The sequence below is a fragment of the Actinospineispora eucalypti genome (genome assembly GCF_039543365.1).
Taxonomy (GTDB): Bacteria; Actinomycetota; Actinomycetes; order Mycobacteriales; family Pseudonocardiaceae; genus Pseudonocardia; species Pseudonocardia eucalypti.
The window spans coordinates 26,654-51,326 of record NZ_BAABJP010000001.1; the positions used below are offsets into that span (position 1 = coordinate 26,654).

The 24,673-nt window shown below is 71.2% G+C and carries 26 protein-coding genes; 19 read left to right on the forward strand and 7 right to left on the reverse strand.

Annotated elements, in window-relative coordinates:
- Positions 1-459: a DUF6474 family protein gene (locus tag ABEB12_RS00135; RefSeq protein WP_185058351.1), complete on the reverse strand. Its 459-nt coding sequence runs from the start codon at positions 457-459 to the stop codon at positions 1-3.
- A gap of 225 nt (positions 460-684) precedes the next feature.
- Between ABEB12_RS00135 and ABEB12_RS00140 the strand changes: the two genes are divergently transcribed.
- A complete protein-coding gene (locus ABEB12_RS00140; protein ID WP_185058352.1) occupies positions 685-1,287 on the forward strand; it encodes a histidine phosphatase family protein in 603 nt (200 codons plus the stop codon).
- Between the two features lie 213 nt (positions 1,288-1,500).
- Here ABEB12_RS00140 and ABEB12_RS00145 read toward each other — a convergent pair whose 3' ends face one another.
- Genes ABEB12_RS00145 through ABEB12_RS00155 form a run of 3 tightly spaced genes read right to left on the reverse strand, consistent with a single transcriptional unit; the run spans position 1,501 to position 4,056 of the window.
- A complete protein-coding gene (locus tag ABEB12_RS00145; RefSeq protein WP_185058353.1) occupies positions 1,501-2,343 on the reverse strand; it encodes a nitrilase-related carbon-nitrogen hydrolase in 843 nt (280 codons plus the stop codon).
- Between the two features lies 1 nt (position 2,344).
- Positions 2,345-3,265: an alpha/beta fold hydrolase gene (locus ABEB12_RS00150; RefSeq protein WP_185058354.1), complete on the reverse strand. Its 921-nt coding sequence runs from the start codon at positions 3,263-3,265 to the stop codon at positions 2,345-2,347.
- Positions 3,262-4,056 carry an IclR family transcriptional regulator domain-containing protein gene (locus ABEB12_RS00155; RefSeq protein WP_185058355.1) on the reverse strand — a complete coding sequence of 265 codons (795 nt, stop codon included), beginning with the start codon at positions 4,054-4,056 and terminating at the stop codon, positions 3,262-3,264. Before ABEB12_RS00155 ends, ABEB12_RS00150 begins: the two co-directional genes overlap by 4 nt.
- Positions 4,057-4,285: 229 nt before the next feature.
- On the opposite strand from ABEB12_RS00155, the gene ABEB12_RS00160 reads away from it, so the two are divergent.
- The 6 genes from ABEB12_RS00160 to msrA all read left to right on the forward strand — a co-directional run bounded on the left by ABEB12_RS00160 (position 4,286) and on the right by msrA (position 10,368).
- On the forward strand, positions 4,286-4,930 hold the full coding sequence (locus ABEB12_RS00160) for an ABC transporter permease subunit (RefSeq protein WP_185058356.1): 645 nt from the start codon (positions 4,286-4,288) through the stop codon (positions 4,928-4,930).
- Positions 4,927-6,075: a betaine/proline/choline family ABC transporter ATP-binding protein gene (locus ABEB12_RS00165; RefSeq protein WP_185058357.1), complete on the forward strand. Its 1,149-nt coding sequence runs from the start codon at positions 4,927-4,929 to the stop codon at positions 6,073-6,075. Before ABEB12_RS00160 ends, ABEB12_RS00165 begins: the two co-directional genes overlap by 4 nt.
- Positions 6,072-6,794: an ABC transporter permease subunit gene (locus ABEB12_RS00170; RefSeq protein ID WP_185058358.1), complete on the forward strand. Its 723-nt coding sequence runs from the start codon at positions 6,072-6,074 to the stop codon at positions 6,792-6,794. Before ABEB12_RS00165 ends, ABEB12_RS00170 begins: the two co-directional genes overlap by 4 nt.
- Positions 6,795-6,804: 10 nt before the next feature.
- On the forward strand, positions 6,805-7,773 hold the full coding sequence (locus tag ABEB12_RS00175) for a glycine betaine ABC transporter substrate-binding protein (RefSeq protein ID WP_185058359.1): 969 nt from the start codon (positions 6,805-6,807) through the stop codon (positions 7,771-7,773).
- Positions 7,774-7,935: 162 nt separating this feature from the next.
- Positions 7,936-9,606 carry a TM0106 family RecB-like putative nuclease gene (locus tag ABEB12_RS00180; protein ID WP_221497504.1) on the forward strand — a complete coding sequence of 557 codons (1,671 nt, stop codon included), beginning with the start codon at positions 7,936-7,938 and terminating at the stop codon, positions 9,604-9,606.
- A 78-nt stretch (positions 9,607-9,684) separates the two neighbouring features.
- Positions 9,685-10,368 (forward strand): peptide-methionine (S)-S-oxide reductase MsrA, encoded by a 684-nt coding sequence (gene msrA / locus ABEB12_RS00185; RefSeq protein ID WP_425572171.1) that lies wholly within the window; start codon positions 9,685-9,687, stop codon positions 10,366-10,368.
- A 212-nt stretch (positions 10,369-10,580) separates the two neighbouring features.
- Here the strand turns inward: msrA and ABEB12_RS00190 are convergent, their stop codons facing one another.
- Positions 10,581-11,222, reverse strand: coding sequence for a TetR family transcriptional regulator (locus ABEB12_RS00190; RefSeq protein ID WP_185058361.1), 642 nt, complete (start codon positions 11,220-11,222; stop codon positions 10,581-10,583).
- A 67-nt stretch (positions 11,223-11,289) separates the two neighbouring features.
- On the opposite strand from ABEB12_RS00190, the gene ABEB12_RS00195 reads away from it, so the two are divergent.
- From ABEB12_RS00195 to ABEB12_RS00220, 6 genes are all read left to right on the forward strand, one after another.
- Positions 11,290-12,654 carry an alcohol dehydrogenase catalytic domain-containing protein gene (locus tag ABEB12_RS00195; protein ID WP_221497505.1) on the forward strand — a complete coding sequence of 455 codons (1,365 nt, stop codon included), beginning with the start codon at positions 11,290-11,292 and terminating at the stop codon, positions 12,652-12,654.
- Positions 12,655-12,878: 224 nt separating this feature from the next.
- Positions 12,879-13,259, forward strand: a complete 381-nt coding sequence (locus ABEB12_RS00200) for a hypothetical protein (RefSeq protein ID WP_185058362.1) — start codon at positions 12,879-12,881, stop codon at positions 13,257-13,259.
- 220 nt (positions 13,260-13,479) lie between these two features.
- Positions 13,480-14,265, forward strand: a complete 786-nt coding sequence (locus tag ABEB12_RS00205) for an FHA domain-containing protein (protein ID WP_221497506.1) — start codon at positions 13,480-13,482, stop codon at positions 14,263-14,265.
- A 43-nt stretch (positions 14,266-14,308) separates the two neighbouring features.
- On the forward strand, positions 14,309-14,872 hold the full coding sequence (locus ABEB12_RS00210) for a methylated-DNA--[protein]-cysteine S-methyltransferase (protein WP_185058363.1): 564 nt from the start codon (positions 14,309-14,311) through the stop codon (positions 14,870-14,872).
- Between the two features lie 130 nt (positions 14,873-15,002).
- Positions 15,003-15,953, forward strand: coding sequence for a fatty acid desaturase (locus ABEB12_RS00215; protein ID WP_185058364.1), 951 nt, complete (start codon positions 15,003-15,005; stop codon positions 15,951-15,953).
- 396 nt (positions 15,954-16,349) lie between these two features.
- A complete protein-coding gene (locus ABEB12_RS00220) occupies positions 16,350-17,573 on the forward strand; it encodes an MFS transporter (protein ID WP_221497507.1) in 1,224 nt (407 codons plus the stop codon).
- A 50-nt stretch (positions 17,574-17,623) separates the two neighbouring features.
- On the opposite strand, the gene ABEB12_RS00225 is transcribed toward ABEB12_RS00220, so the two are convergent.
- Complete coding sequence (locus tag ABEB12_RS00225; RefSeq protein ID WP_185058365.1) at positions 17,624-18,349, reverse strand: winged helix-turn-helix domain-containing protein; 726 nt, start codon at positions 18,347-18,349, stop codon at positions 17,624-17,626.
- Positions 18,350-18,666: 317 nt separating this feature from the next.
- On the opposite strand from ABEB12_RS00225, the gene ABEB12_RS00230 reads away from it, so the two are divergent.
- Genes ABEB12_RS00230 through ABEB12_RS00240 form a run of 3 tightly spaced genes read left to right on the forward strand, consistent with a single transcriptional unit; the run spans position 18,667 to position 21,105 of the window.
- The gene (locus tag ABEB12_RS00230; protein WP_185058366.1) at positions 18,667-19,218 is read left to right on the forward strand and encodes a DUF4142 domain-containing protein; all 552 of its coding nucleotides are present in this window, start codon (positions 18,667-18,669) and stop codon (positions 19,216-19,218) included.
- A 23-nt stretch (positions 19,219-19,241) separates the two neighbouring features.
- Positions 19,242-20,348 (forward strand): DUF1996 domain-containing protein, encoded by a 1,107-nt coding sequence (locus ABEB12_RS00235; RefSeq protein WP_185058367.1) that lies wholly within the window; start codon positions 19,242-19,244, stop codon positions 20,346-20,348.
- A gap of 22 nt (positions 20,349-20,370) precedes the next feature.
- Entirely contained in the window at positions 20,371-21,105 is a 735-nt protein-coding gene (locus tag ABEB12_RS00240) for a methyltransferase domain-containing protein (protein WP_185058368.1), read from the forward strand.
- 50 nt (positions 21,106-21,155) lie between these two features.
- Here the strand turns inward: ABEB12_RS00240 and ABEB12_RS00245 are convergent, their stop codons facing one another.
- Complete coding sequence (locus ABEB12_RS00245) at positions 21,156-21,956, reverse strand: SAM-dependent methyltransferase (protein WP_345702441.1); 801 nt, start codon at positions 21,954-21,956, stop codon at positions 21,156-21,158.
- 59 nt (positions 21,957-22,015) lie between these two features.
- Here ABEB12_RS00245 and ABEB12_RS00250 point away from each other — a divergent pair, with 59 nt between their 5' ends.
- Genes ABEB12_RS00250 through ABEB12_RS00260 form a run of 3 tightly spaced genes read left to right on the forward strand, consistent with a single transcriptional unit; the run spans position 22,016 to position 24,544 of the window.
- On the forward strand, positions 22,016-22,462 hold the full coding sequence (locus ABEB12_RS00250) for a hypothetical protein (protein WP_185058370.1): 447 nt from the start codon (positions 22,016-22,018) through the stop codon (positions 22,460-22,462).
- Positions 22,463-22,466: 4 nt separating this feature from the next.
- On the forward strand, positions 22,467-23,333 hold the full coding sequence (locus ABEB12_RS00255) for an Fpg/Nei family DNA glycosylase (RefSeq protein WP_185058371.1): 867 nt from the start codon (positions 22,467-22,469) through the stop codon (positions 23,331-23,333).
- 5 nt (positions 23,334-23,338) lie between these two features.
- Positions 23,339-24,544 carry a histidine kinase gene (locus ABEB12_RS00260; protein WP_185058372.1) on the forward strand — a complete coding sequence of 402 codons (1,206 nt, stop codon included), beginning with the start codon at positions 23,339-23,341 and terminating at the stop codon, positions 24,542-24,544.
- Positions 24,545-24,673: the final 129 nt, after the last annotated feature.

Consider the following 24,673-nt stretch of genomic DNA (forward strand, 5'->3'; position numbering starts at 1 on the left):
TTAGTTCACGGGTGGTGAATTAACACCAAGTAGGTCAAGTAGGGCCGGCTCGATGCGGTCCAGCTCACCGGCCACGGCCCGATGGGCCGCGCGACGGCGTTCGGTCGGCATGAACTCGGCGGCCCGCACGGCGGCGGACAGGTCGATCAGCCGCGCCTCGGTGGTGCGCACGAACTCGTTCGCCCGCCCGGTCGCCCGCAGCTCGATCAGCGAACCGGCCAGCGCGGCGATCCTGGCGTGCAGCCCGGCGCCCTTGCCGGAGAACCGGTTCAGGTCCCCCGGCGCCACGCCGAGGCGGCGCGCCCGCCGCTCGTCCCACAGCCCCCGGGCCAGTCCGGCGGCCCGGAAAGCCACCGGGAGCAACGCGGGTGCCAACACCTTGCCCACCGCGATCGCCCGTTTGGCATTACCCGGGGTGAAGACCTGCCGGTTTCCGCCCTCGCCCTTGCGCCGCAACATGCCGTCACCCTAGCCGCGGCATCCGCGAACGTTGCCGGCGTGTGCCAGGTCCGACCCCATGCACCGAAACCCGCGACACAGGGTGTTCGGAGCACCGACACAGGGTGTCGAAATCCGCGACACGGGGCGCGGAGGCCCGCGACACGGGGTGCGGAGGCCCGCGACACGGGGAGTGGGGCCGGCTCGCGGGGGTGGGGTGGGAGCGTCGGGACGTAGGGTTGGGGGGTGACCGTTCTTGTTCTGGCGCGGCATGGGGAAACCGTTTGGGCCGAGGGGAACCGGTATGCGGGGGGCTCGGACGTTGAGCTCACACCCAACGGCGAGGCGCAGGCGCGGCAGCTCGCCGAGTGGGCGCGTACCGCCGAGCTGACCGGTATCTGGAGCTCCGACCTGCAGCGCGCCCGGCTCACCGCCGAGGCCTGCGCCGAGGTGACCGGGCTGCCGGTGAAGGTGGACGCCCGGCTGCGCGAGCTGGACTTCGGCCGGGGCGAGGGGCTCACCCCGGAGGAGATGGCCGCCGCGTTCCCGGACGCGCTGGACGCGTTCCACCGGGACCCGGTGGCGAACCCGCTGCCCGGCGGGGAGGACCCGGTGGGCGCACTGGAGCGGTTCACGCAGAGCCTGGACGACATCGCCGAGGCCGACCCGGACGGCCGGGTGCTGGTGGTCGCCCACGGCACGGTGATCAGGCTGCGGCTGTGCCGGCTGCTCGGCGCGCCGCCCCGGGAGTACCGCCGGCTGTTCCCCTCGATGATCAACTGCGCGCGCACCGAGATCACCTCGGCCGGGCAGCTGCTCAACTTCAACGTCCCCGCAACCTCAAGCTGAGCAATTTCCGGTAAACCCTGGCACGCGCTCGCTAGCGAGTGCACCATAGAGCCATTGCGCGTGCCGGAATGATCTGCAACACTCGCCACTCTTGTAACACCAGACCCGAGGGAATTCAGGGGTTCTCTCGGTACTGGCCCCTCACAAGAGAATGCGCAAAGGCGCTCGTGAGTGGCGAGACGGCCGATTGCTCGCCACTCACGAGTCGCCGCGCTAGAGGTCCCCGCCCTCGTCGACCAGCCGGGCCACCTCACGCTGGATCATCCCCAACCGGGCCTCCTTGACCAGCGGAATCTCCCGACGCCGCCGTCGCACCTGGCCCAGGTCGACCTCGGCCGTCACCACCTGCTCGGCCAGCAGCGGAGCCTCGGCGAGCACGTCGCCCCACGGGTCGATGATGTGCGAGCCGCCCCAGAACCGCAGGCCGCTCTCGTCCCCGACCCGGTTCACGAATACCACGTACAACTGGAACATGCGCCCGTAGAACCGCGTTATCCCATGCCAGTAGCTGGTGGAGTCGTAACGATCAGGAAAGTTCGACTGCGCGGACGCGGTGGGCACCAGCAGCACGCGCGCGCCGTCCTGGGTGGCGATGAACGCCAGCGGCGGCTGCCAGGCGTCGTTGCAGATCATCGTGGCCATCCGCCCGTGCGGGGTGTCGTAGGCGCGCAGCGACGGCCCGGGGGTGAAGTACTTGCGCTCCTCGAAGCCCGCGTACGTGGGCAGGTAAAGCTTCCGGTGCAGGTGGAGCAACGAACCGTCCACGTAGTGGCCCGCGCTGTTGTAGGTGTGGATGCCCCGCCCGGCCTCCACGAAGCCGAGCAGCACGCCGGCCCGGCCGGCCCGCTTGGACAGCGCGATCAGGCGCGAGTCCTCCGGCTCCATGGACAGGTCGGCGTCCACCTCGCCCACCGTGTAGCCGCTGATGTGCAGCTCCGGGAAGACGATCAGGTCGGTGTCCTGCTCCAGCGCCTCGTCGATCACCCGCTCGGCGGTCGCCAGGTTGGCTTCCAGGTCGCCGAGCCGCACGTCCACTTGGGCCAGGGTGATGCGCACGCTACCTCCGTACCCCTTCCGCTCCGACCGGCAAACCGAACGCGTCGGCCAGGAACCCGTCCAGCAGCTCGACCACCCCGCGGAACGTGGGGTCGTCGTCGAACATCCACTCGGTGTGGCCCCGGCCGGGCAGCAGCTCCAGCCGCTTGGGCTCGCCGGCCCGCCGGTAGAGCGCCTGCGCCTCCACCGGCTGGTGCAGCTCATTCTCCGCCCCGTGCACGATCAGCAGCGGGCGGGGCGCGATCCGGTGCACCACCCGCTCCGGCGCGAACCGGAGCAGCGCCTCGGCCGACTCCAGGGTCACCCCGGTGCCGAACCCGGGCGCCTTGTACAGCTCGCGGCCGACGTAGCCGTCGGTGCGGCCGTCCCGGTTGAGCCGGATGATGTCCCACGGCGCGGTGATCTCCGAACGGCCGTGCACCGCGCGCCGGGCCCGGTCCGTCTCGATCCGGCGCAGCAGGCTGGCCCAGGACGTCTGGTCGTGCATCTGCCGGGTGGCGCGGGCGCCGTCCGCCATGCCGTTCAGGCAGGCCACCGCCCGGACCCGGGGGTCGTCGGCCGCCTCGGTCACCACCACCCCGCCGCCCAGTCCCCAGCCGACCAGGGCCAGCCGGGAGTTGTCCACAACCTCGACGGTGGCCAACCGGTCCACCCCCGCCCGCACGTCCTCCACCCACTCCTGTGGCACCAGCCGCCCGCGTTCGCCCTCGGACAGCCCGAAGCCCCGGTAGTCGAACGCCAGCACGGCGTACCCGCGCGGGTTGAGCAGCCGGGCGAACCGTTCCGGGTGGATGATCTTCTGACCCTGGTAGCCGGAGCACACCAGCACCACCGGGAACGGCCCGGTCCCCGAGGCGGGAACGTGCAGGTCCGCGTCCAGCCGCAACCCGCTGGAGAAGAACGGCATGGGCAGCGACGTCACGAGATCCTCCGGTTGGTGGCGTGGGCGGCGAGCGCCCTGGTCAGGCCGTCGGCCGCCGCCCTGACCTCCCGGCCGGCGGCGGCCAGCGCGCGGCCGAGGCGGAACTTCGGCGCCGAGATGTTCAACGCTCCGACGATCTCGCCCCGGTAGTCCCGGACCGGTGCGGCGACCGCCACCAGGCCCGGCTCGAAGTCCTCGTTCACCGTGGCGTAGCCGCGCCGGCGGGCCAGCCGCACCCGGTCCAGCAGCGCGGCCAGCTTCGCGTCCATCTCCGGCTGACCGGCCAGCAGCGAGCGGGTCTGCGCCTCGGTGTGGTCCAGCAGCAGCGCGCCGCCGGCCGAGGTGCAGTGCACCGGGGCGACCCGGCCGACCCACTCCTCGGCCTGGATGGCCTGCTCGGTGCGGGGCGGGCTCTCCGAGAGCACCGTCAGCACCGCGCCGCCGTCCAGCACCGACAGGTGCGCGCACTCGCCCACGTTGGCCACCAGCTGGCGCAGCAGGTGCGGGGCCAGCGACGTGAGGTGCTGCTGCGTCGCACTCACCGCCAGCGTGAACAGCTGCCAGCCCAGCCGGTAGCGCAGCGTGCGCGGATCGCGCACCACGAACCCGGCCTCGGCCAACGTCTTCAGCGTGCGGGAGACCTGGCTCTTCTCCCTGTCGATCAACCGGGCGATCCGGACCACCCCGACCCCGTCCCGTGCGCCCTCGGCCGTGCCGAGCACCTTCAAGATCGCAATCGCGCGGTTGAGGCTGGTGGACGCCTCTCGCGCGGGCACCGACGACCCCGTCATGAGTCGAAATGCTCAGCCGCCACGTGGTCCATCCGCAACCCCGGTTGGCGTATCCGCAACGGCAACAGAAACCGATTGCCCGCAGGTGGTCGAAGTTGCCGAGCATGCACCAGCGGTAGCGCGAACCGCGCCGGCCCGCCAAACTGAGCGTTCCGCCCGCGCAACAACGACGCAAGTACGCAACGACGCAATTACGTACCTACGCAGTAACTCCGCGAGGGGGTGACCGATGGGGTTCGCGGAGTACGTGGCGGGCAACTGGCCGGAACTGCTGGCCGCCACCCTCGAACACGCCGTGCTGGTGCTGGTGTCCCTGGCGCTGGCCACGGCGATCTGCATTCCGCTGGCCGTGGTCACCTACCGCACGGACCTGCCGCGCGGCGTCGTGCTGGCCGCCGCCGGGGTGTTCCTGACCATCCCGTCCTACGCGCTGTTCGGCCTGCTCATCGCCCCGCTCGGGCTGGGCGCGACGCCGGCCGTGGTGGCGCTGACGCTCTACGCGATGCTGCCGATCCTGCGCAACGCCATAGTCGGGCTGCGCAACGTGAACCCGGCGGTCAGCGAGTCCGCCATCGGCATGGGCATGGACGCCAACCTGCGGCTGCGCCGGGTGGACCTGCCGCTGGCCTGGCCGGTGATCGTGACCGGCATGCGGGTGTCGGCGCAGCTGCTGCTGGGCATCGCCGCGATCGCCGCGACGGTCGGCGGCCCCGGGCTCGGCCGGCTGATCCTGACCGGGCTGGACGTGGCCGGCACGCCCTTCGCCATCTACCTCACGCTCGAGGGGATCCTCGGCATCATCGTGCTGGCCCTCCTGTTCGACCTGGCATTTGTCCTGCTCAGCCGCCTGACCACGTCGAGGGGCCTGCGATGACCGAGAACATGATCGAGCTGGACCAGCTGACCAAGCACTACCCGGGCCAGGACCGGCCGGCGGTCACCGAGCTGACCATGAACATCGCGGCCGGCGAGATCGTGGTGTTCGTCGGCCCCTCGGGCTGCGGCAAGACCACCACGATGAAGCTGGTCAACCGGTTGATCGAGCCCAGCTCCGGGCGCATCGTGATGCAGGGCGAGGACGTCACCTCGGTGAACCCGGACCAGCTGCGCCGGCGGATCGGCTACGTGATCCAGCAGGGCGGCCTCTTCCCGCACATGACCATCGCGGAGAACATCGCCACCGTGCCCAAGATGCTCGGCTGGGACCGGGGCCGGATCGCGGAGCGGGTGGACCAGCTGCTCACCCTGGTCGGGCTGGACCCGGGCGAGTTCGCCCAGCGCTACCCCAAGCAGCTGTCCGGCGGGCAGCAGCAGCGGGTCGGGGTGGCCCGCGCGCTCGGCGCCGACCCGCCGGTGATGCTGATGGACGAGCCGTTCGGCGCGATCGACCCGGTACAGCGGGAGAACCTGCAGAACGAGTTCCTCAAGCTGCAGGGGGACATCCGCAAGACGATCATCTTCGTTACCCACGACATCGACGAGGCGATCAAGATGGGGGACCGGATCGCCATCCTGAACACCGGCGCGGTGGTCGCCCAGTACGACACCCCGGAGCGCATCCTCTCCGACCCGGCGGACGAGTTCGTCGCCGACTTCGTCGGGCGCGGGGCTTCGATCAGGCGGCTGTCGCTGACCCGGGTCAAGGACGCCGCCGTGCCGCGCTGGCCGGCCGTCGCGGCCAGCACCGACCCGCGCCGGATCCTGGCCATCGCCCGGGAGTCCAAGCAGGGCTGGGCGATCCTGCTGGACGACGCGCGCCGGCCGATCGGCTGGGTGCCGTCCATGGTGGCCAGCACCGACACCACCATGCTCAGCAAGGGCGTGCCGGTGAACGCCGAGATCCGGCCGGAGGACACGCTGTTCGACGCGCTGGACGGGATGCTCTCGTCCAACCGCTCGGCCACCGTGGTGGTCGACGAGGAGGGCCGCTACCGGGGCGTGCTGGACATCGAGACGGTCCGGGGGCTGATCCACTCCGCACCCGAGGCTCCGGCGGCGAACGGCTCGAGCGGGAAATGACCCTGCGCCGCGTCGTCACCCCACTGGTGCTGGCCGCAGTGCTGCTGGTGCTGTGGCTGTACGTGCGCGCCCGCCCGCTGGACGCCATCGAGGCGCGCAGCCTGAACGCCGCCTACCTGGCCAGCCGCACCCTGACCCACCTCGAGCTGACCGTGATCACCGCCGCGATCATCCTGGCCATCGCCATCCCGCTGGGCATCGCGCTGACCCGCCCGGGCGCGCGGGCCGTCGCCGGTCCGGTGCTGGTGGTGGTCAACATCGGCCAGGCCATCCCGTCCTTCGGGCTGCTGGTGCTGTTCGGCGTGTGGCTGGTCACCGTGGGGGTGAGCACCATCGCGGTGACCACCTTCGTGATCTACGGGTTGTTGCCGGTGCTGCGCAACACCATGGTCGGGCTGCACCAGGTGGACCGCGCGGTGGTGGAGGCGGCGCTGGGCATGGGCATGACCCGGCGCTCCACCCTGTTCCGCGTGGAGCTCCCGCTGGCCGTGCCGGTCATCCTGGCCGGCGTACGCACCGCGCTGGTGATCACCGTCGGCACGGTCGCGCTGGCCACCTTCATCGGCGCGGGCGGGCTGGGCGACGTGATCTCCAACGGCATCGCCTCGAACCGGACCCTGGTGCTGGTCACCGGCAGCCTGTTGGTGGCGGTGCTGGCCCTGTTCGTGGACTGGCTGGCCGAACTGGCGGAGAACTACCTGCGCCCCCGAGGGCTCTGAGAGGGGTCGTATGCGCAACGTCACCGCGCTACTGACCGCGTTGCTGCTCGCGCTGGGACTGGCCGGCTGCGGCGCCGCGGTGGAGCACGGGCCGTCGCCCCAGCAGCTGACCGGCGGCTCGATCGCCAAGGACTACCGGCTGGCCGGCGCGAGGTTCACCGTGGGCTCCAAGGAGTTCACCGAGAACGTGCTGCTCGGCAAGATCATCATCTACGCGATGCGCGCGGCCGGCGCCGAGGTGGTCGACCAGACCAAGCTGTCCGGATCGGCCACCGTGCGGGTCGCGCTGCAGACCAGGGCGATCGACATGTACTGGGACTACGCCGGCACCGGCTGGACCCAGTACCTCAAGCACACCGACCTGCTCGGCGAGGCGAACCAGCAGTTCCAGGCCACCGCCGGCGAGGATCTGGCGCGCAACCAGGTGCGCTGGGTCGGCCCGGCCGCGTTCGGCGACGCGTACGCGGTGGCCCGGCGGAGCAACGCCGACGGCGCGCTGGCGGCCGTGCACACGATGTCCGACATGGCCCGGTTCGTCCGGGAGAACCCGGACGAGGGCACCTTCTGCGGCGCATCGGAGTTCATGAACCGCGAGTTCGAGACCATGCAGCGGGTCTACGACGTGCGCTTCGAGCCGGAGAACACCCACGAGAACGCACTGGCGCTGGACTACGTCAACGTGGCCAAGGGCAGCCCCTGCAACTTCGCCGAGGTGACCACCACCGACTCCCGCCTGCGCAGCCTCAACCTGACCGTGCTGCGCGACGACAAGACGTTCACCGCCACCCAGCTGGCCGCGCTGACCATGCGCGAGGAGACCTTCCGCGCGCACCCCGACCTGGGCCGCCTCGGCCAGGCACTGGGCGCCAAGCTCACCGAGCCGGTCATGATCGAGCTGAACGGCCGGGTCGACCTGGAGGGCCAATCCCCCGACCAGGTGGCCGGCGACTTCCTCCGCGCCAACGGCTTCATCGGCTGAGCCGCGCGCCGGGCAGTGCGACGGCAGAGTTCGCGAGAACGTTATGCGTCGCGTAAAATGGCCGCTCGCCGGGTCACGAGGGAACCGTGCGTAACCCCCCGGACGCGCGGGGTCGACGCTCTGCCCGGCAAATTGTCAGGGTGGGACTCTAGGCTGCGGGGTATGACGGTGATTGCGGGTCGGGTGGCGCTGGACGCGTCCGCCGTGGTCCGCTGCCGTCGGCGGGTGCACCTGGACCACGACCCGGACGCGGTCAGCTCGCCGCGCGCCCAGGCCGACCCGGCACTCGAGCAGCGCCGCTCGGACGCCCGGACGCACCGCCGCGAGCTGGGCGAGCGGATGTCCGCCGGGCTTGCCGAGGGCTGGGTGAGCATCCCGGAAGGCAGCCACCGGGAACGCGCGCACGCCACCCGGGAGGCGCTGGAGGCCGGCGCCGCGTACATCTGGAACGCGGTGCTGCCGATGGACGCCGAACGCGGCCGGGTCGGCGACGCCGACCTGCTGGTGCGCGCCGAGGACGGCGGGTACCGGCCGCTGATCGTGGTCCGCCACCGGGTCACCGACCCGGGCTCCGGCGCGCTCACCGGCCCGATCGACCGGCCGCACGGTGAGCTGGCCGCGCCCGACCCGGAACGCCGCGCCCGCTCGCACACCCGCGACCAGCTGCGCCTCGCCCACCTCACCCGGATGCTGGGCGACCTCGGACGGGCCACCGCGCGGGGACCCGCGCTGGGCGGGGTGATCGGGCTGGACGCCGACGTGGTGGTCTGGCACGACCTGTCCGGCCCGAGCTGGCCGGGCGGGCGCAGCACGCTGGACGAGTACGACGCCCGGTTCACCGACCGGCTGGCCGTGGCCGCCGCCGCCGCCGAGCGGCTGGAGGCGCTGGCCCAGCCGTCCCGGATCACCGAGTGCCGGCACTGCCAGTGGTGGCCGACCTGCGAGCCGGTGCTGGCCAACCGGGGGGACATCAGCCTGGTGCTGCGCGGCGAGGACGCCAACGCGCTGCGCGAGGCCGGCATCGCCACCGTCGCCGCGCTGGCCGCCATGGACCCCGCCGCCGAGCCCCCGGTGCCGCTGCACGGCACGCCCTTCCCCGACGCGGTCGCGCTGGCCCGGGCCCACCGCCGCGACCTGTCGCTGGTCCGCCGGGTGGCCGAGGTGAAGGTGCCACGCGCGGACATCGAGCTGGACGTCGACATGGAGAGCTTCGGCGAGTCCGGCGCCTACCTGTGGGGCTGCCTGCTCACCACGCCCGGCGGCGATGAGCTGGCCGACCTGGTCGGCGAGGCTCCCGGGTACCGCGCGTTCGCCACCTGGGAGCCGGTACCCACGGTGGACGAGGCCCGCTCGTTCGCCGAGTTCTGGGGTTGGCTGCGCAACCTGCGCGCGCGGTGCACCGAGCACGGGCTGAGCTTCGCCGCATACTGCTACAACGAGCAGGCGGAGAACCGCTGGCTGTACGCCTCGGCCGACCGGTTCGCCGGCCGCCCCGGCATCCCGCCCCGCGAGGAGATCACCGCCTTCGTCGAGTCGGACTCGTGGGTGGACCTGTTCGCCGTGGTCAGCGAGTGGTTCCTGTGCGCGCACGGCAAGGGCCTCAAGCGGGTGGCCCCGGTCGCCGGGTTCCGCTGGCGCGACCCGGAGGCCGGGGGCGAGAACTCCATGCGCTGGTACCGCGCGGCGGTCGGCATGGACGGCGACGCGCCCGACCCGGCCCAGCGGCAACGCCTGCTGCACTACAACGCCGACGACGTGCACGCCACGCAGACCCTGCGCGCCTGGCTCTGCTCCCCGGCACTCGCCGAGGTGCCGTTGGCCAGCGAACTGTAATACGCCTCGGGCTGTGATCTGGGCTACCAACGCGTAGCCTGGCGTCCCATGGGCTGGTTTCGGCGTGAGAAGACGCGAATGGTCGACGCAGACCGGGCGCTCCCCGGGCGGGCCGAACCCCTCCAGGTGCCGTGTCGGCACTACGTCAACGGGCACCGGATGAAGCCCCCGTTCAGCGATCACGACGAGGGACTGGTCAGCCTGGTCGTCGGGATGGGCTGCTTCTGGGGCGCGGAAAGACGGTTCTGGCAGGCGGAGGGCATCTACTCCACCGCCGTCGGCTACGCCGGGGGCTACACCCCCAACCCCAGCTACGAAGAGGTGTGCTCCGGCCTGACCGGCCACACCGAAGTGGTCCGGGTGGTCTTCGACCCCGCCGAGATCACCCTCGACGACGTGCTCAAGCTGTTCTGGGAAGGCCACGACCCGACGCAGGGCATGCGCCAGGGCAACGACGTCGGCACCCAGTACCGCTCGGCCATCTACTACACCGACGAGGCGCAACGCAACGCCGTCGAAGCCAGCCGCGACGCATACCAGCACGCACTGAAAGCCGCCGGCCGCGGCACCATCACCACCGAAATCGCCCCGCTGCGCGACTTCTACTACGCCGAGGCTCACCACCAGCAGTACCTCGCGAAAGTCCCGAACGGCTACTGCGGCCTCGGCGGCACCGGCGTGACCTGCCCCATCGGCACCGCCTGGAACAAGCTCGTCTCAACCGCTGACCAGCTAAAACGAGGATCACACCAGCGCGCCTAGTCGGTCGACATCTACCTCACCGGGCTTTGATCAAGGTCTTGACCCCGCTCAGGTAGATCTCGGGAGCGCGGGGCCGTCGGGATGCGTCAGCCGGGGGTCAGGTCGCCAGCGTCCAGTGTCCAGGCGTCTCCTCGTCTTCGGGTTACCGCCTTCGAACCTGGGACGATTCGCCGCGGAAATCCGTGACATCCGGACCCGGCACGATCGCGCGGTCAGCCGGCGCGCAGCCGCCGCAGTACGGCCAGCACGAGTACGTCGGACGCTTCCACGAGCTGCTCCGTCGGCGTGGACCGGTCGGTGAGCAGCCACTGCGCGGCGACGGTGGTGATCGCGCCGATGATGCCCTGGGCGATCAGGTGGCGCTGGACCGGCGGCAGCCCGCTGGCGGCGAACGCCTCGGCCGCGAGCACCTCCACCGAGCTGGCGAACCGCTCGGTCTGCGCCTGGTAGGCGGCGTCCACGGCCCGGCTCACCCCGAGGATCTCCAGCAGGGTGATGCGGGCCAGGCGCTGGTCGGCGTCGATCGCACCGAAGTACCCGGCCAGTGCGGCGCGCAGCTGGGCGGCCAGCTCGGCCGGCGCCTCGGCCACCGCGCGCACCATCGCGCCGTGGATCTCGTCGGCGGCCCGTTCGTAACAGGTGAGCAGCAGCTCCTCACTGTCGGTGAACGACTCGTAGAAGTAGCGCTTGGTCAGCCCGGCCCGCGCGCAGATGGCTCGGACGGTGGCGGCGCGGTAACCGGTGCGGCCGAAAACGTCGATCCCGGCGCCGACCAACCGCTCGCGTCGCTCGATCACCCGCTGTTCGGCGGCGGTGCCCCGGTACGGGCGGGAGGGTGGTTGCACGAAGGCCATATTGACACCCCATGGTTCCCGTTTCAGAATGGGAACCACATGGTTCCCAAATTGGAAGGTGGCTGCCGTGGCGGCGGTACGGCCGAGGAGCGCACTGCTGCACTACGCCGCGCTGCTCACCCCGAACGCGCTGACGGCGGGCGCACTGGCCGTACAGCGGGACGTGCCGGCGCGAACGGCCCGCATCGCGGACGCCGTGCGCAGCCGGTGGCGTTCGCGCGACCAGTGGCCTTCCCGCAGTCAGGGGCGTTCGCGTGACCAGCAGCGTTCGCGTGGTCAGTGGCGTTCGCGTGGTCAGTGGCGTTCGCGTGGTCAGTGGCGTTCGCGTGGTCAGTGGCGTTCGCGTGGTCAGTGGCGTTCGCGTGACCGGGAGACCATGCGCGGGCTGATCGTGTCGCCGGGCGGGGACGTGCGCTGGCGGTCCGTGCCGGCGCCCGGACGTCCTGGTCCGATGGCGGCTGTGGTCCGACCACTGGCCGTGGCGACCTGCGACCTGGATCGGGCCATGATGCTCGGCCGCACGCCGTTCCCGCTGCCCCTGCACCTCGGCCACGAGTGCGTCGGGGAGGTGCTCGAAGTCGGCGAGCTGGTCGGCTCGGTGCGGGTCGGCCAGCGGGTGGTGGTGCCGTTCCAGATCAGCTGCGGCGAGTGCGCCGCGTGCCGGCGTGGCAACCAGGGCAGCTGCACCTCGGTACCGCCGGCGTCGATGTACGGCTTCGGGCTGGCCGGCGGGCTGTGGGGCGGCGCGCTGGCCGACCGGCTGGCCGTCCCGTTCGCCGACGCCATGCTGGTGCCGCTGCCGGACGGGCTCGACCCGGCGGCCGCCGCCGGCGTGGCCGACAACGTGAGCGACGCCTACCGCCAGGTCGCGCCGCACCTTCCCGCGCTGCTCGCCCACGACCCCGACGCCGAGGTGCTCATCGTCGGCCGGCTCACCCGCGACGACCCGCTCACCTCCAGCACCCCGTTGTACGCGGGGCTGGTCGCGCGCGCCCTCGGCGCCCGCCGGATCAGCGTGGTGGACGGGCGCGCCGAGGTGCGGCGGCTGGCCGGCGAGCTCGGGCTGCGGGCCCTCGATCCCCGGCGGCCCAAGGAGTGGCCGACCGCCCCGCTCACCGTGGACGCCACCGGCACGCCCGCCGGCCTGCGCCGGGTGTTGCGACACACCGCGCCGGACGGGGTGTGCACCTGTGTCTGGTCGCTGCACCGCCGGGGCGGCCTGCCACTGGCCGCCTGCTACGTGCGGAACGTGACCCTGCACATCGGCCGCAGCCACGTCCGCGCCCTCATCCCCGGGGTGCTGGCCCTGATGGCCGACGGGCGGCTGCGCCCCGAGCTGGTCACCACGAACGTCGCCGGTTTCGCCGATGCCCCCGACGCACTGCGCGAGCACCGGCTCGATTGTGCGGTCAAGACGGTCCTGGTGGCCTGATCACCCGTGTGGGTAGCCCGGTTCCGCTGGTTTGCCGGCGGGCCGGCGGGTAAGGTTTCGTTCGCTCGGCGAACGAGCATCGGTGTGTCTACGTCCGCCTTTGCTCCGGCCCGGGCACTGTGGGTCTCGGTGTGAAGTGACCGCGGAGGCCAGTTCGAGCGTATTTCTCCTGGTCGTGCCCGCATGCCCGCGGAACGTCCCTGGTACTGGACTGGATGACTCCGATGACCTCCCCTACGCGGTTCGTGCTGCGCAGGTTCGTCACCGACGGTCTGCGCGAAACCATCGACTCCTACGCCGCCGGAACCCTGCCCCTGCACCGCTTCGCCTGGGAGCTCGACTCCCGGCTGAACGACCTGGCCGAGGTCACCGGCCGCCCCCACGGGCGGCTGCTGACCGGCCCGCGCGACGCCGCGCGCCGCATCGCCACGATCGATGCCACGCTGCGCGCCGAGGCCCGCGAGGAACTGACCGACGCCGAACGGCGGGCCATCGCCGGCGCGCTGACCGCGCTGCGCGCGACGCTGAACCCGCCGAGAACCACCGTCGTCGCCCTGCCGCCCACCCCCCGGGAGGTGACCGGCCAGCCGACCCTCATCGCCTGACTCCCGCACCCGGGCCCGCCGGCGCACGAGCCGGCAACCGACCCGATTTCGGCCGGCGAACCGACACCCCGGCCCGCACGACCCGACGGCCGCGAACCGACACCCGGCCGCCCGGGCCGACGCCCGGTCACCCGCACATCCGGTCCACCGCTGCCCCGGGCGTGTGTTCCGGGAACGCTCCCGGCGGCGTCGCGCGATGCTTCGGTACATGATGGATGCCATGAGCACCGCGTCCGCGCCCGGCGTCAAGCTGCTGCCACCACACACCGGCAGCCTGGCGCGCGGCCTGCCGCAGTGCCGGCCGGGCACGCTGTTCGCGTTGGGCGACCGGGGCGGCATCAGCGTGCAGCCGGGCACCAAGCTGGACGTGTTGTTCGGCCGCAACGAGCCCGAGGTGCACGTGTGCATCGGCGCCGGCGACCGGGGGGTGAGCCGGCAGCACGGTCTGCTCCGGCACGACGGCCGGCACTGGACGGTCACCAACACCGGCCGGGTGCCGATCCGCATGCCCGGTTCGCACCTGCTGCTGTCCGGGCACGAGGAGCCGTTGGCGGTGGCGTACACGCCGCTGTTCATCCGGTCCGGCCGGGACCGCGAGCACCTGCTCGAGGTGCGGGTCGCCGGCAAGCAGGAGTCCAGCTCGGCGACCGCCGACGAGGACACCCTGATGCAGCCGACCTGGGACCTGAACGAGCGCGAGCGGTTGGTGCTGGTCGCGCTCGGCCAGCGCTACCTGCGGCACGAGGCGTTCCCGCAACCGCTGTCCTGGACGCTGGTCGCGGAGGACCTCGCCGCGCTGCACCCGGAGGAGAACTGGACCGCGAAGCGGGCCGAGCACGTGGTCAGCGCGGTGCGCCGGCGGCTGGTCGAGCACGCGGTGCGGGGGCTGACCCGGGACGAGGTCGGCGAGCCGGTGGGCAACGCGCTGAACCACAACCTGCTGGTCGAGCTGCTCCAGTCGACCACGCTGGTGCCGCCGGACCTGCGCCTGCTGGACGGCGCCTGACCTCCGCTCGAAACCTGTCGGACCCCCGGGCCAGAATGGCCCCATGTGGCTGGCCTACACCGAGGTGTCCGCGCCGCCGCCGGTCGACTCGCTGCTGCTCGCGGTCACCGAGGCGGGCGTCGCGCTGATCACCTTCGGCTCCGGGCCGGGCGCGCGCCGTCAGGTCGAGGAGTCGGCGCGCCGGCTCGGCCTGCACGCCGAGCGGGAGTCCAGTCCGGGCCGCACCTCGGCCGCCCACGCCGAGCTGGCCGACTACCTGGCCGGCAAGCGCCGCACCTTCGACGCGCCGATCGACTGGCGGCTCTCCAACGGCGACCAACTGACCGTGCTGCGCACCCTCTACGACACGGTCGCCTACGGGAAGACCACCACCTACGGCGAGCTGGCCGAGCGCAGCGGCGCCTACCGGGACGCCAAGCTGGCCTATCACGCCGCCCGCCGAGTCGGCTCGATCATGGGCGCCAATCCGGTTCCGCTGATCGTGCCGTGCCACCGGGTGCTCGCCGCCGACGGGCTGGGCGGGTTCGGCGGCGGGCTGCCCACCAAGCGCTGGTTGCTCGAGCTGGAGGGGGTGCTGCCGCCGACCCTGGACCTCTGCTTCGACTGAGAATTTTGACGATCTTGACGCGACTCGTCGAGGTGAGCGCGGACGCTATTCATTGTCCGGGCTCTACCTTGCTCCCTACACTTTTGCGTAAGGTCACCCTCAGTAATCCGGCCCCCAGCAGAGGACGCAAATGACCACAGCGCCCGCCTCTCCCGAGAAGACCGCCCGAGCGGAACTCGAGCCCGAACCCAAGAGCGCGGTCGAACGCGTGTTGCTGGTGGTGTTCGTGGTCCTACCGTTCCTGGCGGTTCTGGCCGCGGCGCCGTTGGCCTGGTCGCTGGGCTGGCTCAGCTGGGTGGACGTGACGCTGTTCGCGGTGTTCTACATCGTCTCCGGCCTGGGCGTCACGGTCGGCTTCCACCGCTACTTCACCCACGGCTCGTTCAAGGCCAAGAAGCCGCTGCGCGTGGGCCTGGCCGTGGCCGGCAGCCTGTCGCTGGAGATGGGCGTGATCGACTGGGTGGCCACCCACCGGCGCCACCACAAGTACTCCGACGCGGCCGGCGACCCGCACTCGCCGTGGCGCTACGGCAACGACTGGAAGGCCCTGATCAAGGGCCTGTTCTACGCGCACGTGGGTTGGCTGTTCGAGAAGGAGCGCACCAACCGCCAGCGCTACGCCCCCGACCTGATGGCCGACCGCGCGGTGCGCAAGGTGCACGACGCGTTCTCCTGGCTGGTCGCCACTTCCATGACGCTCCCCGGCCTGATCGGCGGCCTGGTCACCTGGTCGCCGGCCGGCGCGCTGAGCGCCTTCTTCTGGGCCAGCCTGGTCCGGGTGTCGCTGCTGCACCACGTGACCTGGTCCATCAACTCGGTGTGCCACGTGTTCGGGCGCAAGCAGTTCGGCTCGCGTGACCAGTCGCGCAACGTGTGGTGGCTGGCCATCCTGTCGTTCGGCGAGTCCTGGCACAACCTGCACCACGCCGACCCGACCTGCGCCCGGCACGGCGCGCTGCGCGGCCAGATCGACCCCAGCGCCCGGGTCATCCGCTGGTTCGAGAAGCTCGGCTGGGCCTACGACGTCCGCTGGCCGGACCCCGAGCGCCTCGCCGCCAAGCGCCTCCCCGCCACCGCCTAACCCTCTCCTCCTGCGAGTCGGGAATCCAGGCACAGCGAGTCGGGAATTCAGGCACAGCGAGTCGGGAATTCAGGCACAGCGAGTCGGGAATTCAGGCACAGCGAGCTGGGATTGGCGGCACACCGAGTCGGCCGTTTCAGCACGCTGAGTCGACGATCCAGACACCGTGTGTCGCACTGGCGGCACGCGGTGTCTCCATTCCAGCCGCGCGCATCGCCGGTCAGGCACCCCTGTGTCGCGGTTTCCCGGACATCGGGTCGCTGACTCACGCACCCTGAGCCGCCAGAACTCGGTGTGTGCTCAAACCGCCGACTCGGTGTGCCGAGAGCGCCGACTCGCGGGGTGAGGGGGCGAAACTGAGCGGCGCACCCGCGATCCCCCGGACAAGATGACCCGGTGATTGCCCTCGTTCGCGCCAACCCGAGGTTCGGCGCGTTGTGGACCGCCCGCACGGTGTCCTTCCTGGGCGACTCGCTGAGCCTGGTCGCCCTGCTGCTCTACGTCGCCGACCACACGGGTCAGGCGCTGGCGGTGGCCGCGCTGCTGGTGTTCGGGGAGGTGCTGCCGGCGCTGTTCGGCCCGCTGGCCGGCGCGCTCAGCGACCGGTTCGACCTGCGCCGCATCATGATCACCTGTGAACTGACCCAGGCCGCGCTGACCGTGGTGATCGCGCTCTGGCTGCCCGGGCTGCCGGCGTTACTCGCGCTGGTCGCCGCCCGCGCACTGGCGGCCCAGGTGTTCGCGCCGGCGTCGCGCACGGCGGTCGGCGGCCTGGTCGAGCCGGCGGTGCTGCCCGGGGCGAACGCCGCGCTCGGTCTCGGCACCAATGGCGCCGAGGCGGTCGGCCCGCTGATGGCGGCCGTGCTGCTTCCGGTGCTCGGGGTGCGCGGGGTACTGCTGATCGACGCCGCCACCTTCCTGATCTCCGCCGCGCTGCTGCTGCGGCTGCCCGCGATGCGCCGGCCGGCCGCCACCGAAGGCGGCACGCTGGCCGGCCTCCGCGAGGGTTTCGGCTACCTGCGCGGCAACCTGGTGGCGAGGGCGGTGCTGTTCGGGACGTTCGCCGTGGTGGCGGCCAACGGGATCGACGACGTGGCGCTGGTGTTCCTCACCCAAAGGGACCTCGGCGGCGGCGACTCGGCGGTCGCGGCGCTGCTCAGTGCGGTCGGCCTGGGGCTGCTGCTCGGCTACTGGCTGCTGTCACGGTTCCACCCGACCAGGGCGATGGGCGCGATGCTGCTCGCCGGGTTTGCGGTGAGCAGCGCCGGCAACCTGCTGACCGGGCTGAGTTGGGCGGTCGCCGTGGCCTTCGGGCTGCAGGCGGTCCGGGGGCTGGGCATCGCCGCGATGGACGTGGCCGCCACCACGATGTTGCAGCGGTTCGTGCCCGAGCGGTTGCAGGGGCGCGTGTTCGGCGCGTTCTACGGCGGCATCGGCGTGGCGGCCGGCCTGTCCTACCTGGGAGGCGGGCTGCTACTGGACGCCACATCACCGAGGACCACGTTCCTGGTGGCCGGCGCGGTCGGCCTGGCGGCCACCGCCGGCACCGTCCTCGCTCTGCGCAAAGGCACCGAGCCGGCGCCGCCAGAAACCACTGAACCACCCTGCCAAACCGACTGAATCGGTGTGCCAAACCCACTGAATCACTCTGCTGAAGGCACTGAATCGGGTTATTCCTCTAGGAGGTAGCCGGCGTTGCGGATGGTGCGGATGCGTTCGGGGCCGAGCTTGCGGCGCAGGTAGCCGATGTAGACCTCGACCACGTTGGACGACGGCGGGTCGCGCCAGAGCATCCGGGTGAGGGCCTCGGCGGACAGCGGTTGCTCGGGGTGCGAGACCAGGATCGTGAGCAGCGCGAACTCGGTCGGGGTGAGGGTGACCAGCTGGCCGTCCACGCTGACCAGGCCGAGGGCCAGGTCCACGGTGACGTCGCCGCGCCGGGCCACCGTGCGCTCGGCCGGCTGCTGGTCGCGCACCCGCAGCCAGAGCCGGGTGACCAGTTCTTCGGTGCCGCACGGGGTGAGCAGGAAGTCGTCGCAGCCGCCGCGCAGCGCGGAGAGCACCAGGTCGCGCTGCTCGCGGGTGGTCAGCGCGATGACCGGGGTGTCCGGGGCGAGCCGGTGCAGGCCGGAGAGCACGGCCGACGTGTCCAGCCCGGACAGCCCGGCCTCCAGGACCACGGCGGCGAACCGGCCGGACTGCACGGCGTCCAGCACCCGGGTGCCGTCGTGGATCACGGTGGCGTCGAAGGCGTGCGCGCGCAGCGCGCGGGGCAACCCGGTCATGCCGGACGGACCGGTCACGCCGGAGGGCCGGGACGTGCCGTTCGCGGAGACCGCGAGCAGCACTCGGTAGCGGTGGATGGCGGTGGGGAGCGCCGTATGTGTCTGGGGCATTTGTTACAGAATTGCCCCGTATCGGGTGTCTTGACAATCGGCGAGCGGTGGGTCTACCCGACCGGCGCAGTACCTGGGGCGAGTACCTGAGCCGTCGTTGCAGCGGCTGGCGGAACGGCCCCGACCGGCCGGACTAGTCGCCCGCGGCCCACCGCATTCGGGCGACCACCGAGTTCCTCGCGCTCTCAGCTTGCGCAACTCGCCGGGGCCGGGCGCCTTGACTGTGCACCCGATGGCCGGGCGCTCCCCCACGCGCTCCCCCGCCGGCCACCGAACGAAAGGCTCCCCACGCCGTGTCCCTGTCCACCCGCGTCACGATGCTGTTCACGTTGCTCACGTCCCTGGCCGTCGCCGTGCTGGCCTGGGTCTCCCTGCCGGCGACACCGACCAGGCTGGCCACCGACGGAGGTGGTTGGACGCCTCACGAGTCGGGCCCGGTCGGCCCCGCCGACCGGGCGCTGTTGACCATGTTGCGCCAGGACCTGCTCTGGCGCATCCCCGTCAGCCAGCAGGCCGGCCAGCTGGCCCGCCGTCCGGCGGTGCGCGCGGTCGCCACCACGGTCGCCGCCGACCTGACCGAGCTCTCCGACCGCGTGCGGGCCGTGGCCGTCCAACTCGCCGTGCAACTGCCCAGCCAGCCCACCGGCCAGCAGCAGGCCTGGTCGTCGCAGCTGTCCAGCACCTCCGGCGGGCGCTACGACCAGGCACTGCTGGCCAAGCTGCGGGCCGGCTGCGGCCAGCTCACCCCGCTCATCGCCGAGGCCAGGGCGCAGACGCGCAACGAGCTGGTCCGGGCGCTGGCCGACCAGGCCGCCGCGCTGGTCGACCGGCACACCAAGGACCTGACCGACCTGATCAACAAACCCTGATTCACAAGACAGAGGGAAATCTGATGGCTCGACACCGACTGGCCCCACCACGCAGACTGATGATCCTGATCCTGGCCAGCCTGGTCGCCGGCGGCACGCTGCTCGGCACCGGGTCCGCCATCGCGCGCGACGAGGGCCGCAACGCTTCCGCCAAGTCGGACAAGGACGACAAGAACGACAACCGGGAGGACGACCGCGAACGCCCGGGCCAGAGCCGGAACAAGGACGACGACAAGGAGTTCCCCGGCCGGGACAAGGCGGACGAGGCGGACGACGACGACTACGAGAACATCCTGGACGTCGAGCCGGACCGGGAGGACCGCAAGGGCCCGAACGCGTCGAACGGCAGCTTCATCGCCAAGTGCGGCACCAACGGCAACGGGCACCGCAACTCGGACAACTACATGGTCGCCCCGGACAAGCGCAACGGCGCCCAGCACGTGCACGACTACGTGGGCAACCTGTCCACCGACGCGTTCTCCGACGAGGAGAGCCTGCACAAGGCCGGCACCACCTGCGACCGGAACAACAAGTCCACCTTCTTCTGGCCGGTGCTCCGGGACACCCGGTTCGACGGCGACGACGAGAACCGGGACGGCGGCGGCCTGGACGGCAACTTCGGCCGGATCCTGCGCCCGACGGTCGCCGAGATGCGGTTCGTCGGCAACCCCCGGCAGAAGGTCAAGACCATGCCGGACGACCTGATGATCATCACCGGCGACGCCAAGGCGAAGACCAACGGGGACAAGAACGCGAATGCGCAATGGACCTGTACCGGATACGAGAACCGGCTTACCGACAAATACCCACTTTGCCCTTCCGGCAGTAAACTCGTGCGTATTCTGGAGTTCCCCAACTGTTGGGACGGCGAGAACCTCGATTCCAAGGACATGCGCCAGCACACCGCGTTCGCGGACGACGACGGCGACTGCAAGGACGACTTCGAGCCCATTCCCCAGCTGCGCATGCGCCTGGTCTACGACCAGCCCCCGGGCCGCAACTTCTCCCTCGACACCTTCCCCGACCAGCAGCACGACCCGCGAACCGACCACGCCGACTTCGAGAACATGGCCCCGGACGCGGTGCGCAAGCTGATGTCCGACTGCATCAACGACGGCCGGAACTGCTAAGGGCGTTGTATGCTTACGAATTATGGGTCATCGCATTGCGCTACCAGAGCCCACGCGAAACTACGACCAGGACGCCGAATGGTTCGTGATCGAGACGACCAACGGCTGGCGCGAAATAAAGTTCCACGATTATGCCGCCATTTTCGAGATTCCCGGGCTCTACGAACAGCTCTTCTACGACACTCTCTGCTGCGACTCGCCCCGGTTCATGTGCGAGTTCCTGGCCGAGCGCCTGCTAGAGGCCGGGGAGAACCCGGGCCGGCTGCGGGTGCTGGACCTCGGGGCCGGCAACGGGATCATGGGCGAGGAGCTGGCCAAGCTGGGCGTGGACCTCGCCGTGGCGGCGGACATCCTCCCCGAGGCGGCCGAAGCGGCCAAGAGGGACCGGCCGGAGGTCTACCGCGACTACCACGTGCTGGACCTGACCGCGCTCACCGCCGAGCAGCGCGGGAGCCTCCGCGAATACCGGTTCAACGCGCTCACCTGCATCGCCGCGGTGGGCTTCGGCGACATCCCACCGGAGTGCTACCGCGCCGCGTACAACCTGGTCGAGGACGGCGGCTGGATCGTGCTCAACATCAAGAAGGACTTCCTGACCGACGAGGACCCCTCCGGGTTCGCCGCCCTGCTGCGTGACGCGGTGCACCACAACGCGCTGGAGGTGGCCGGCTCCCGGGTCTACCAGCACCGCCTGGCCACCAACCGGGAGCCGCTGCACTACACCGGCTTCATCGGTCGCAAACGCGCCGACCTCTAGCGCCGGAGGCGCTGGCCGAGCACGCGCCCAGTTGGGCGCGTGCGGGAGACCTAGAGCAGGCGGGCCAGCCCGCCGTACATGGCCACGTCCTCGTCCGCGACCCGCATCTCCCGCAGTGCGTCCGGGTGCCACTTGTGCACCTGGACCACTCCGGGCTCTACCAGCTCCAACCCGTCGAAGAACCGTTCCACCCGCGACTTCTTCCGCAGGTTCATCGCCTCGCCGCGGGCCCGGTACTCCCGCTGCACGTTGCGCATGCCTTCCGGGGCGAAATCGGCGGTGGCCGTGGACAGGGCGAAGTAGCTGCCCGACGGCAGGATCTCCAGCATCTGGCGGACCACCCGGTGCGCCTCGTCCTCGTCCTCGATGAAGTGCAGCATGGCGATCAGGGTGAAGCCGATCGGCTTGGACAGGTCCAGCGTCTCCCGCAGCTCCTCGGACTCGATGATCTCTTCGGGTTCCCGCAGGTCGGCGTGGATGTACGCGGTGGCGCCGTCCGGGGTGCTGGTGAGCAGCGCGCGGGCGTGCGCGAGCACGATCGGGTCGTTGTCCACATAGACCACCCGGGCCTCCGGGCGCACCTCCTGCACCACCTCGTGCAGGTTCGGCGAGGTGGGGATGCCGGTGCCCACGTCCAGGAACTGGGTGACGCCCCGCTCGGTGGCCAGGTACCGGGACACCCGGTGCATGAACGCGCGGTTGGCCCGCATGCTGGTGCGCAGCGACGGCCAGCCCTCCAGCGCGGCGTCCCCGGCCTCCCGGTCCAGCGGGTAGTGATCCTTCCCGCCCAGGATGTAGTCGTAAATTCTTGCCCCGTGCGCCCGGTCGTACCGCAGTTCATGCCCACGCACGAGCCCGATGCTATGGGAAGATGACGTCGTTCCCGAGGGCATTAGGTAGGGATTAAGTCATGATCACCAAATCGAAGACCGTGACCGGATCGGACGGCCGCACCTGGACCGTGCGCCGGCGGATGGAGTGGGCCGCGCCGGCCACCGGGGAGGACTTCGAGCACGACGTGGACGGCGGGCGGGCCGCCGCCGTGGTGATCCTGTCCACGCTGGGGTTGTTCTACCTCGCGCTGTTCAGCTGGATGCCCAAGGACGTGCACGTGCCCTGGTGGATCTCGCTGGCCTCGCTGATCGTCATCGGCTTCTTCCCGGTGCGCTGGGTGCTTCGCCGGCCGTGGACCATCGTGGCGCAGACGCCGGGCGGCTACGACCTGGACCCGGAGCACTGGGTGGGCATGGTCCGCGGGGTCAGCAAGGCCCGCGAGGAGACCAAGATGGTCATCCGCAGCATCCGGACCAGGGCCACCCCGGCCTTCGCCGACGGACCATTGCAACCGGTGAGCTAGCGGCATGCCGGAATTACCCGAGGTCGAGGCGCTCGCCCGGTACCTGCGTGAGCACGCCGAGGGCCACCAGGTGGCCCGGGTGGACCAGGCCAGCATGAGTGCCCTCAAGACGTTCGACCCGCCGGTGTCCGCGCTGGCCGGACGGACGGTCACCGGCGCCGCCCGGTACGGCAAGTTCCTGGCCATGGAGTGCGACGGGCTGCACCTGGTCACCCACCTGTCCCGAGCCGGCTGGCTGCGCTGGCACGACACGGCGAGCACGGTCCCACCGAAGCCCACCGGCAAGGGGCCGATCGCCCTGCGCGTGCACCTGGGTACGCCCGGCGGCCCGGGTTTCGACCTCACCGAGGCCGGCACGCAGAAGCGGCTGGCCGTCTATGTGGTCCGCGACCCGGCGACCGAGGTGCCCGGAATCGCCAAGCTCGGTCCGGACGCGTTGGCCCTCACCCGCGAAGGCCTCGCCGAGCTGCTGCGCGGGCGGAACGAGCGGATCAAGAACCTGATCACCGACCAGTCGGTGCTCGCCGGGGTGGGCAACGCCTACTCGGACGAGATCCTGCACGTCGCCAAGCTGTCCCCGTACGCGGTGGCCGGCCGCCTGGACGACGCCAAGCTGGACGCCCTGCACGCGGCGACGCAACAGGTCCTCACCGACGCGGTGGACCGTTCGGTCGGCCAGGAGGCGGCCAAGCTGAAGGGCGAGAAACGCTCCGGCCTCCGGGTACACGCCCGTACCGGGTTGCCGTGCCCGGTGTGCGGGGACACCGTCCGCGAGGTCTCCTTCGCCGACCGTTCCTTCCAGTACTGCCCGACCTGCCAGACCGGTGGCAAGCCCCTGGCGGACCGCCGACTCTCCCGCCTGGTGAGATAGCACCCGTGCCCGAGTTCCTTTCGTCGACCAAGTCGCTGCTGGTGCTGCTGGTCACGGTCATCATCGTGGCCGCGGTGGCGCTGTACTTCCTGTGGCGCACCCGGCGCAAGGCGTTCGCCTCGCCACTGGAGCGGGCCACCTTCTCCACCCTGCACACCGTCTCCCTGGCCGCGCCCGCGCTCCGGGAGGGGCTGTCGCGGCAGTCCGCCTCGTTCGCGCTGCCCTACCTGCGCACCCTGCTGGAGACCTCCGCGCTGACCATGACCGACGCCCAGGCCCGCTCGCTGGCCTGGGACGGCGAGGCCGACCACCACACGCTGGACGTGGTCGAGCTGGCCAAACAGGTGATCGCCACCGGCCGCCAGCAGGTGGCCTCGCACACCGCGATCGACTGCGGCCGGGACGACTGCGTGATCAAGGGCATCGTGGTGGTGCCGCTGGAGACCGAGGGCAACATCGTCGGCACGCTGGGCGCCCTGACCGACGCGACGGCGTCGCCGGTGCTGCTGCGCGCCACGGCGGAGGTCGCGCGCTACATCTCCAGCCAGCTGGAGCTGGCCGAGCTGGACGAGTCGCGCGCCCGGCTGTCCCGCGCCGAGGTCCGGGCGTTGCGCGCGCAGATCTCCCCGCACTTCGTGTACAACGCGCTGACCACGATCTCCTCGCTGATCCGCACCGACCCGGAGCGCGCCCGGGAGCTGCTGCTGGAGTTCGCCGACTTCACCCGGTACTCGTTCCGCACGGCCGGCGAGTACACCACGCTGCAGGACGAGCTGACCAACATCGAGCGGTACCTGATGATCGAGACCGCCCGCTACGGCGACCGGCTGGACGTGCGGCTGCAGATCGCCCCCGAGGTGCTCTCCGTGGTGCTGCCCTTCCTGGCCCTGCAGCCCCTGGTGGAGAACGCCGTCCGGCACGGCCTGGCCAACAAGCCGCAGGGCGGATCGATCACCATCACGGCGGAGAACGCCGGTGCGGAGTGCGTGATCAGCGTGGAGGACGACGGCGTGGGCATGGACCCCACCCGGCTGCGCGACGAGATGTCCGACGCGCACCTGTCGGGCGCGCACGTCGGCCTGGGCAACGTGGACGACCGGATGCGCTCCGCGTTCGGCGACGACTTCGGCCTGGTGGTGGACACCGCCCCCGGCGCCGGCACCAAGATCACCCTGAGGGTGCCGAAGTTCCGCGCCGGCATCCGGGCGTAGCCGCGGCGGGCGAACGCCCGTCGCCCGTGAGTGGCGAGTACTGCTATGGCGATACTTCGCACTCACGAGCCGCCTCCGGCGGCAAGCTCCCGTGAGTGCGAAGTATCGCCACCGCTTCGCGGCGCCGTA

Coding starts and splice junctions, on each gene's coding strand:
- ABEB12_RS00180 (WP_221497504.1), top strand. CDS start 7,936: ATGACGGTGATTGCGGGTCGGGTGGCGCTGGACGCGTCCGCCGTGGTC.
- ABEB12_RS00210 (WP_185058363.1), top strand. CDS start 14,309: ATGTGGCTGGCCTACACCGAGGTGTCCGCGCCGCCGCCGGTCGACTCG.
- ABEB12_RS00160 (WP_185058356.1), top strand. CDS start 4,286: ATGGGGTTCGCGGAGTACGTGGCGGGCAACTGGCCGGAACTGCTGGCC.
- ABEB12_RS00190 (WP_185058361.1), bottom strand. CDS start 11,222: ATGGCCTTCGTGCAACCACCCTCCCGCCCGTACCGGGGCACCGCCGCC.
- ABEB12_RS00205 (WP_221497506.1), top strand. CDS start 13,480: ATGAGCACCGCGTCCGCGCCCGGCGTCAAGCTGCTGCCACCACACACC.
- ABEB12_RS00255 (WP_185058371.1), top strand. CDS start 22,467: ATGCCGGAATTACCCGAGGTCGAGGCGCTCGCCCGGTACCTGCGTGAG.
- ABEB12_RS00240 (WP_185058368.1), top strand. CDS start 20,371: ATGGGTCATCGCATTGCGCTACCAGAGCCCACGCGAAACTACGACCAG.
- ABEB12_RS00250 (WP_185058370.1), top strand. CDS start 22,016: ATGATCACCAAATCGAAGACCGTGACCGGATCGGACGGCCGCACCTGG.
- ABEB12_RS00175 (WP_185058359.1), top strand. CDS start 6,805: ATGCGCAACGTCACCGCGCTACTGACCGCGTTGCTGCTCGCGCTGGGA.
- ABEB12_RS00230 (WP_185058366.1), top strand. CDS start 18,667: ATGCTGTTCACGTTGCTCACGTCCCTGGCCGTCGCCGTGCTGGCCTGG.
- ABEB12_RS00170 (WP_185058358.1), top strand. CDS start 6,072: ATGACCCTGCGCCGCGTCGTCACCCCACTGGTGCTGGCCGCAGTGCTG.
- ABEB12_RS00215 (WP_185058364.1), top strand. CDS start 15,003: ATGACCACAGCGCCCGCCTCTCCCGAGAAGACCGCCCGAGCGGAACTC.
- ABEB12_RS00200 (WP_185058362.1), top strand. CDS start 12,879: ATGACCTCCCCTACGCGGTTCGTGCTGCGCAGGTTCGTCACCGACGGT.
- ABEB12_RS00225 (WP_185058365.1), bottom strand. CDS start 18,349: ATGCCCCAGACACATACGGCGCTCCCCACCGCCATCCACCGCTACCGA.
- ABEB12_RS00135 (WP_185058351.1), bottom strand. CDS start 459: ATGTTGCGGCGCAAGGGCGAGGGCGGAAACCGGCAGGTCTTCACCCCG.
- msrA (WP_425572171.1), top strand. CDS start 9,685: ATGGTCGACGCAGACCGGGCGCTCCCCGGGCGGGCCGAACCCCTCCAG.
- ABEB12_RS00235 (WP_185058367.1), top strand. CDS start 19,242: ATGGCTCGACACCGACTGGCCCCACCACGCAGACTGATGATCCTGATC.
- ABEB12_RS00155 (WP_185058355.1), bottom strand. CDS start 4,056: ATGACGGGGTCGTCGGTGCCCGCGCGAGAGGCGTCCACCAGCCTCAAC.
- ABEB12_RS00165 (WP_185058357.1), top strand. CDS start 4,927: ATGACCGAGAACATGATCGAGCTGGACCAGCTGACCAAGCACTACCCG.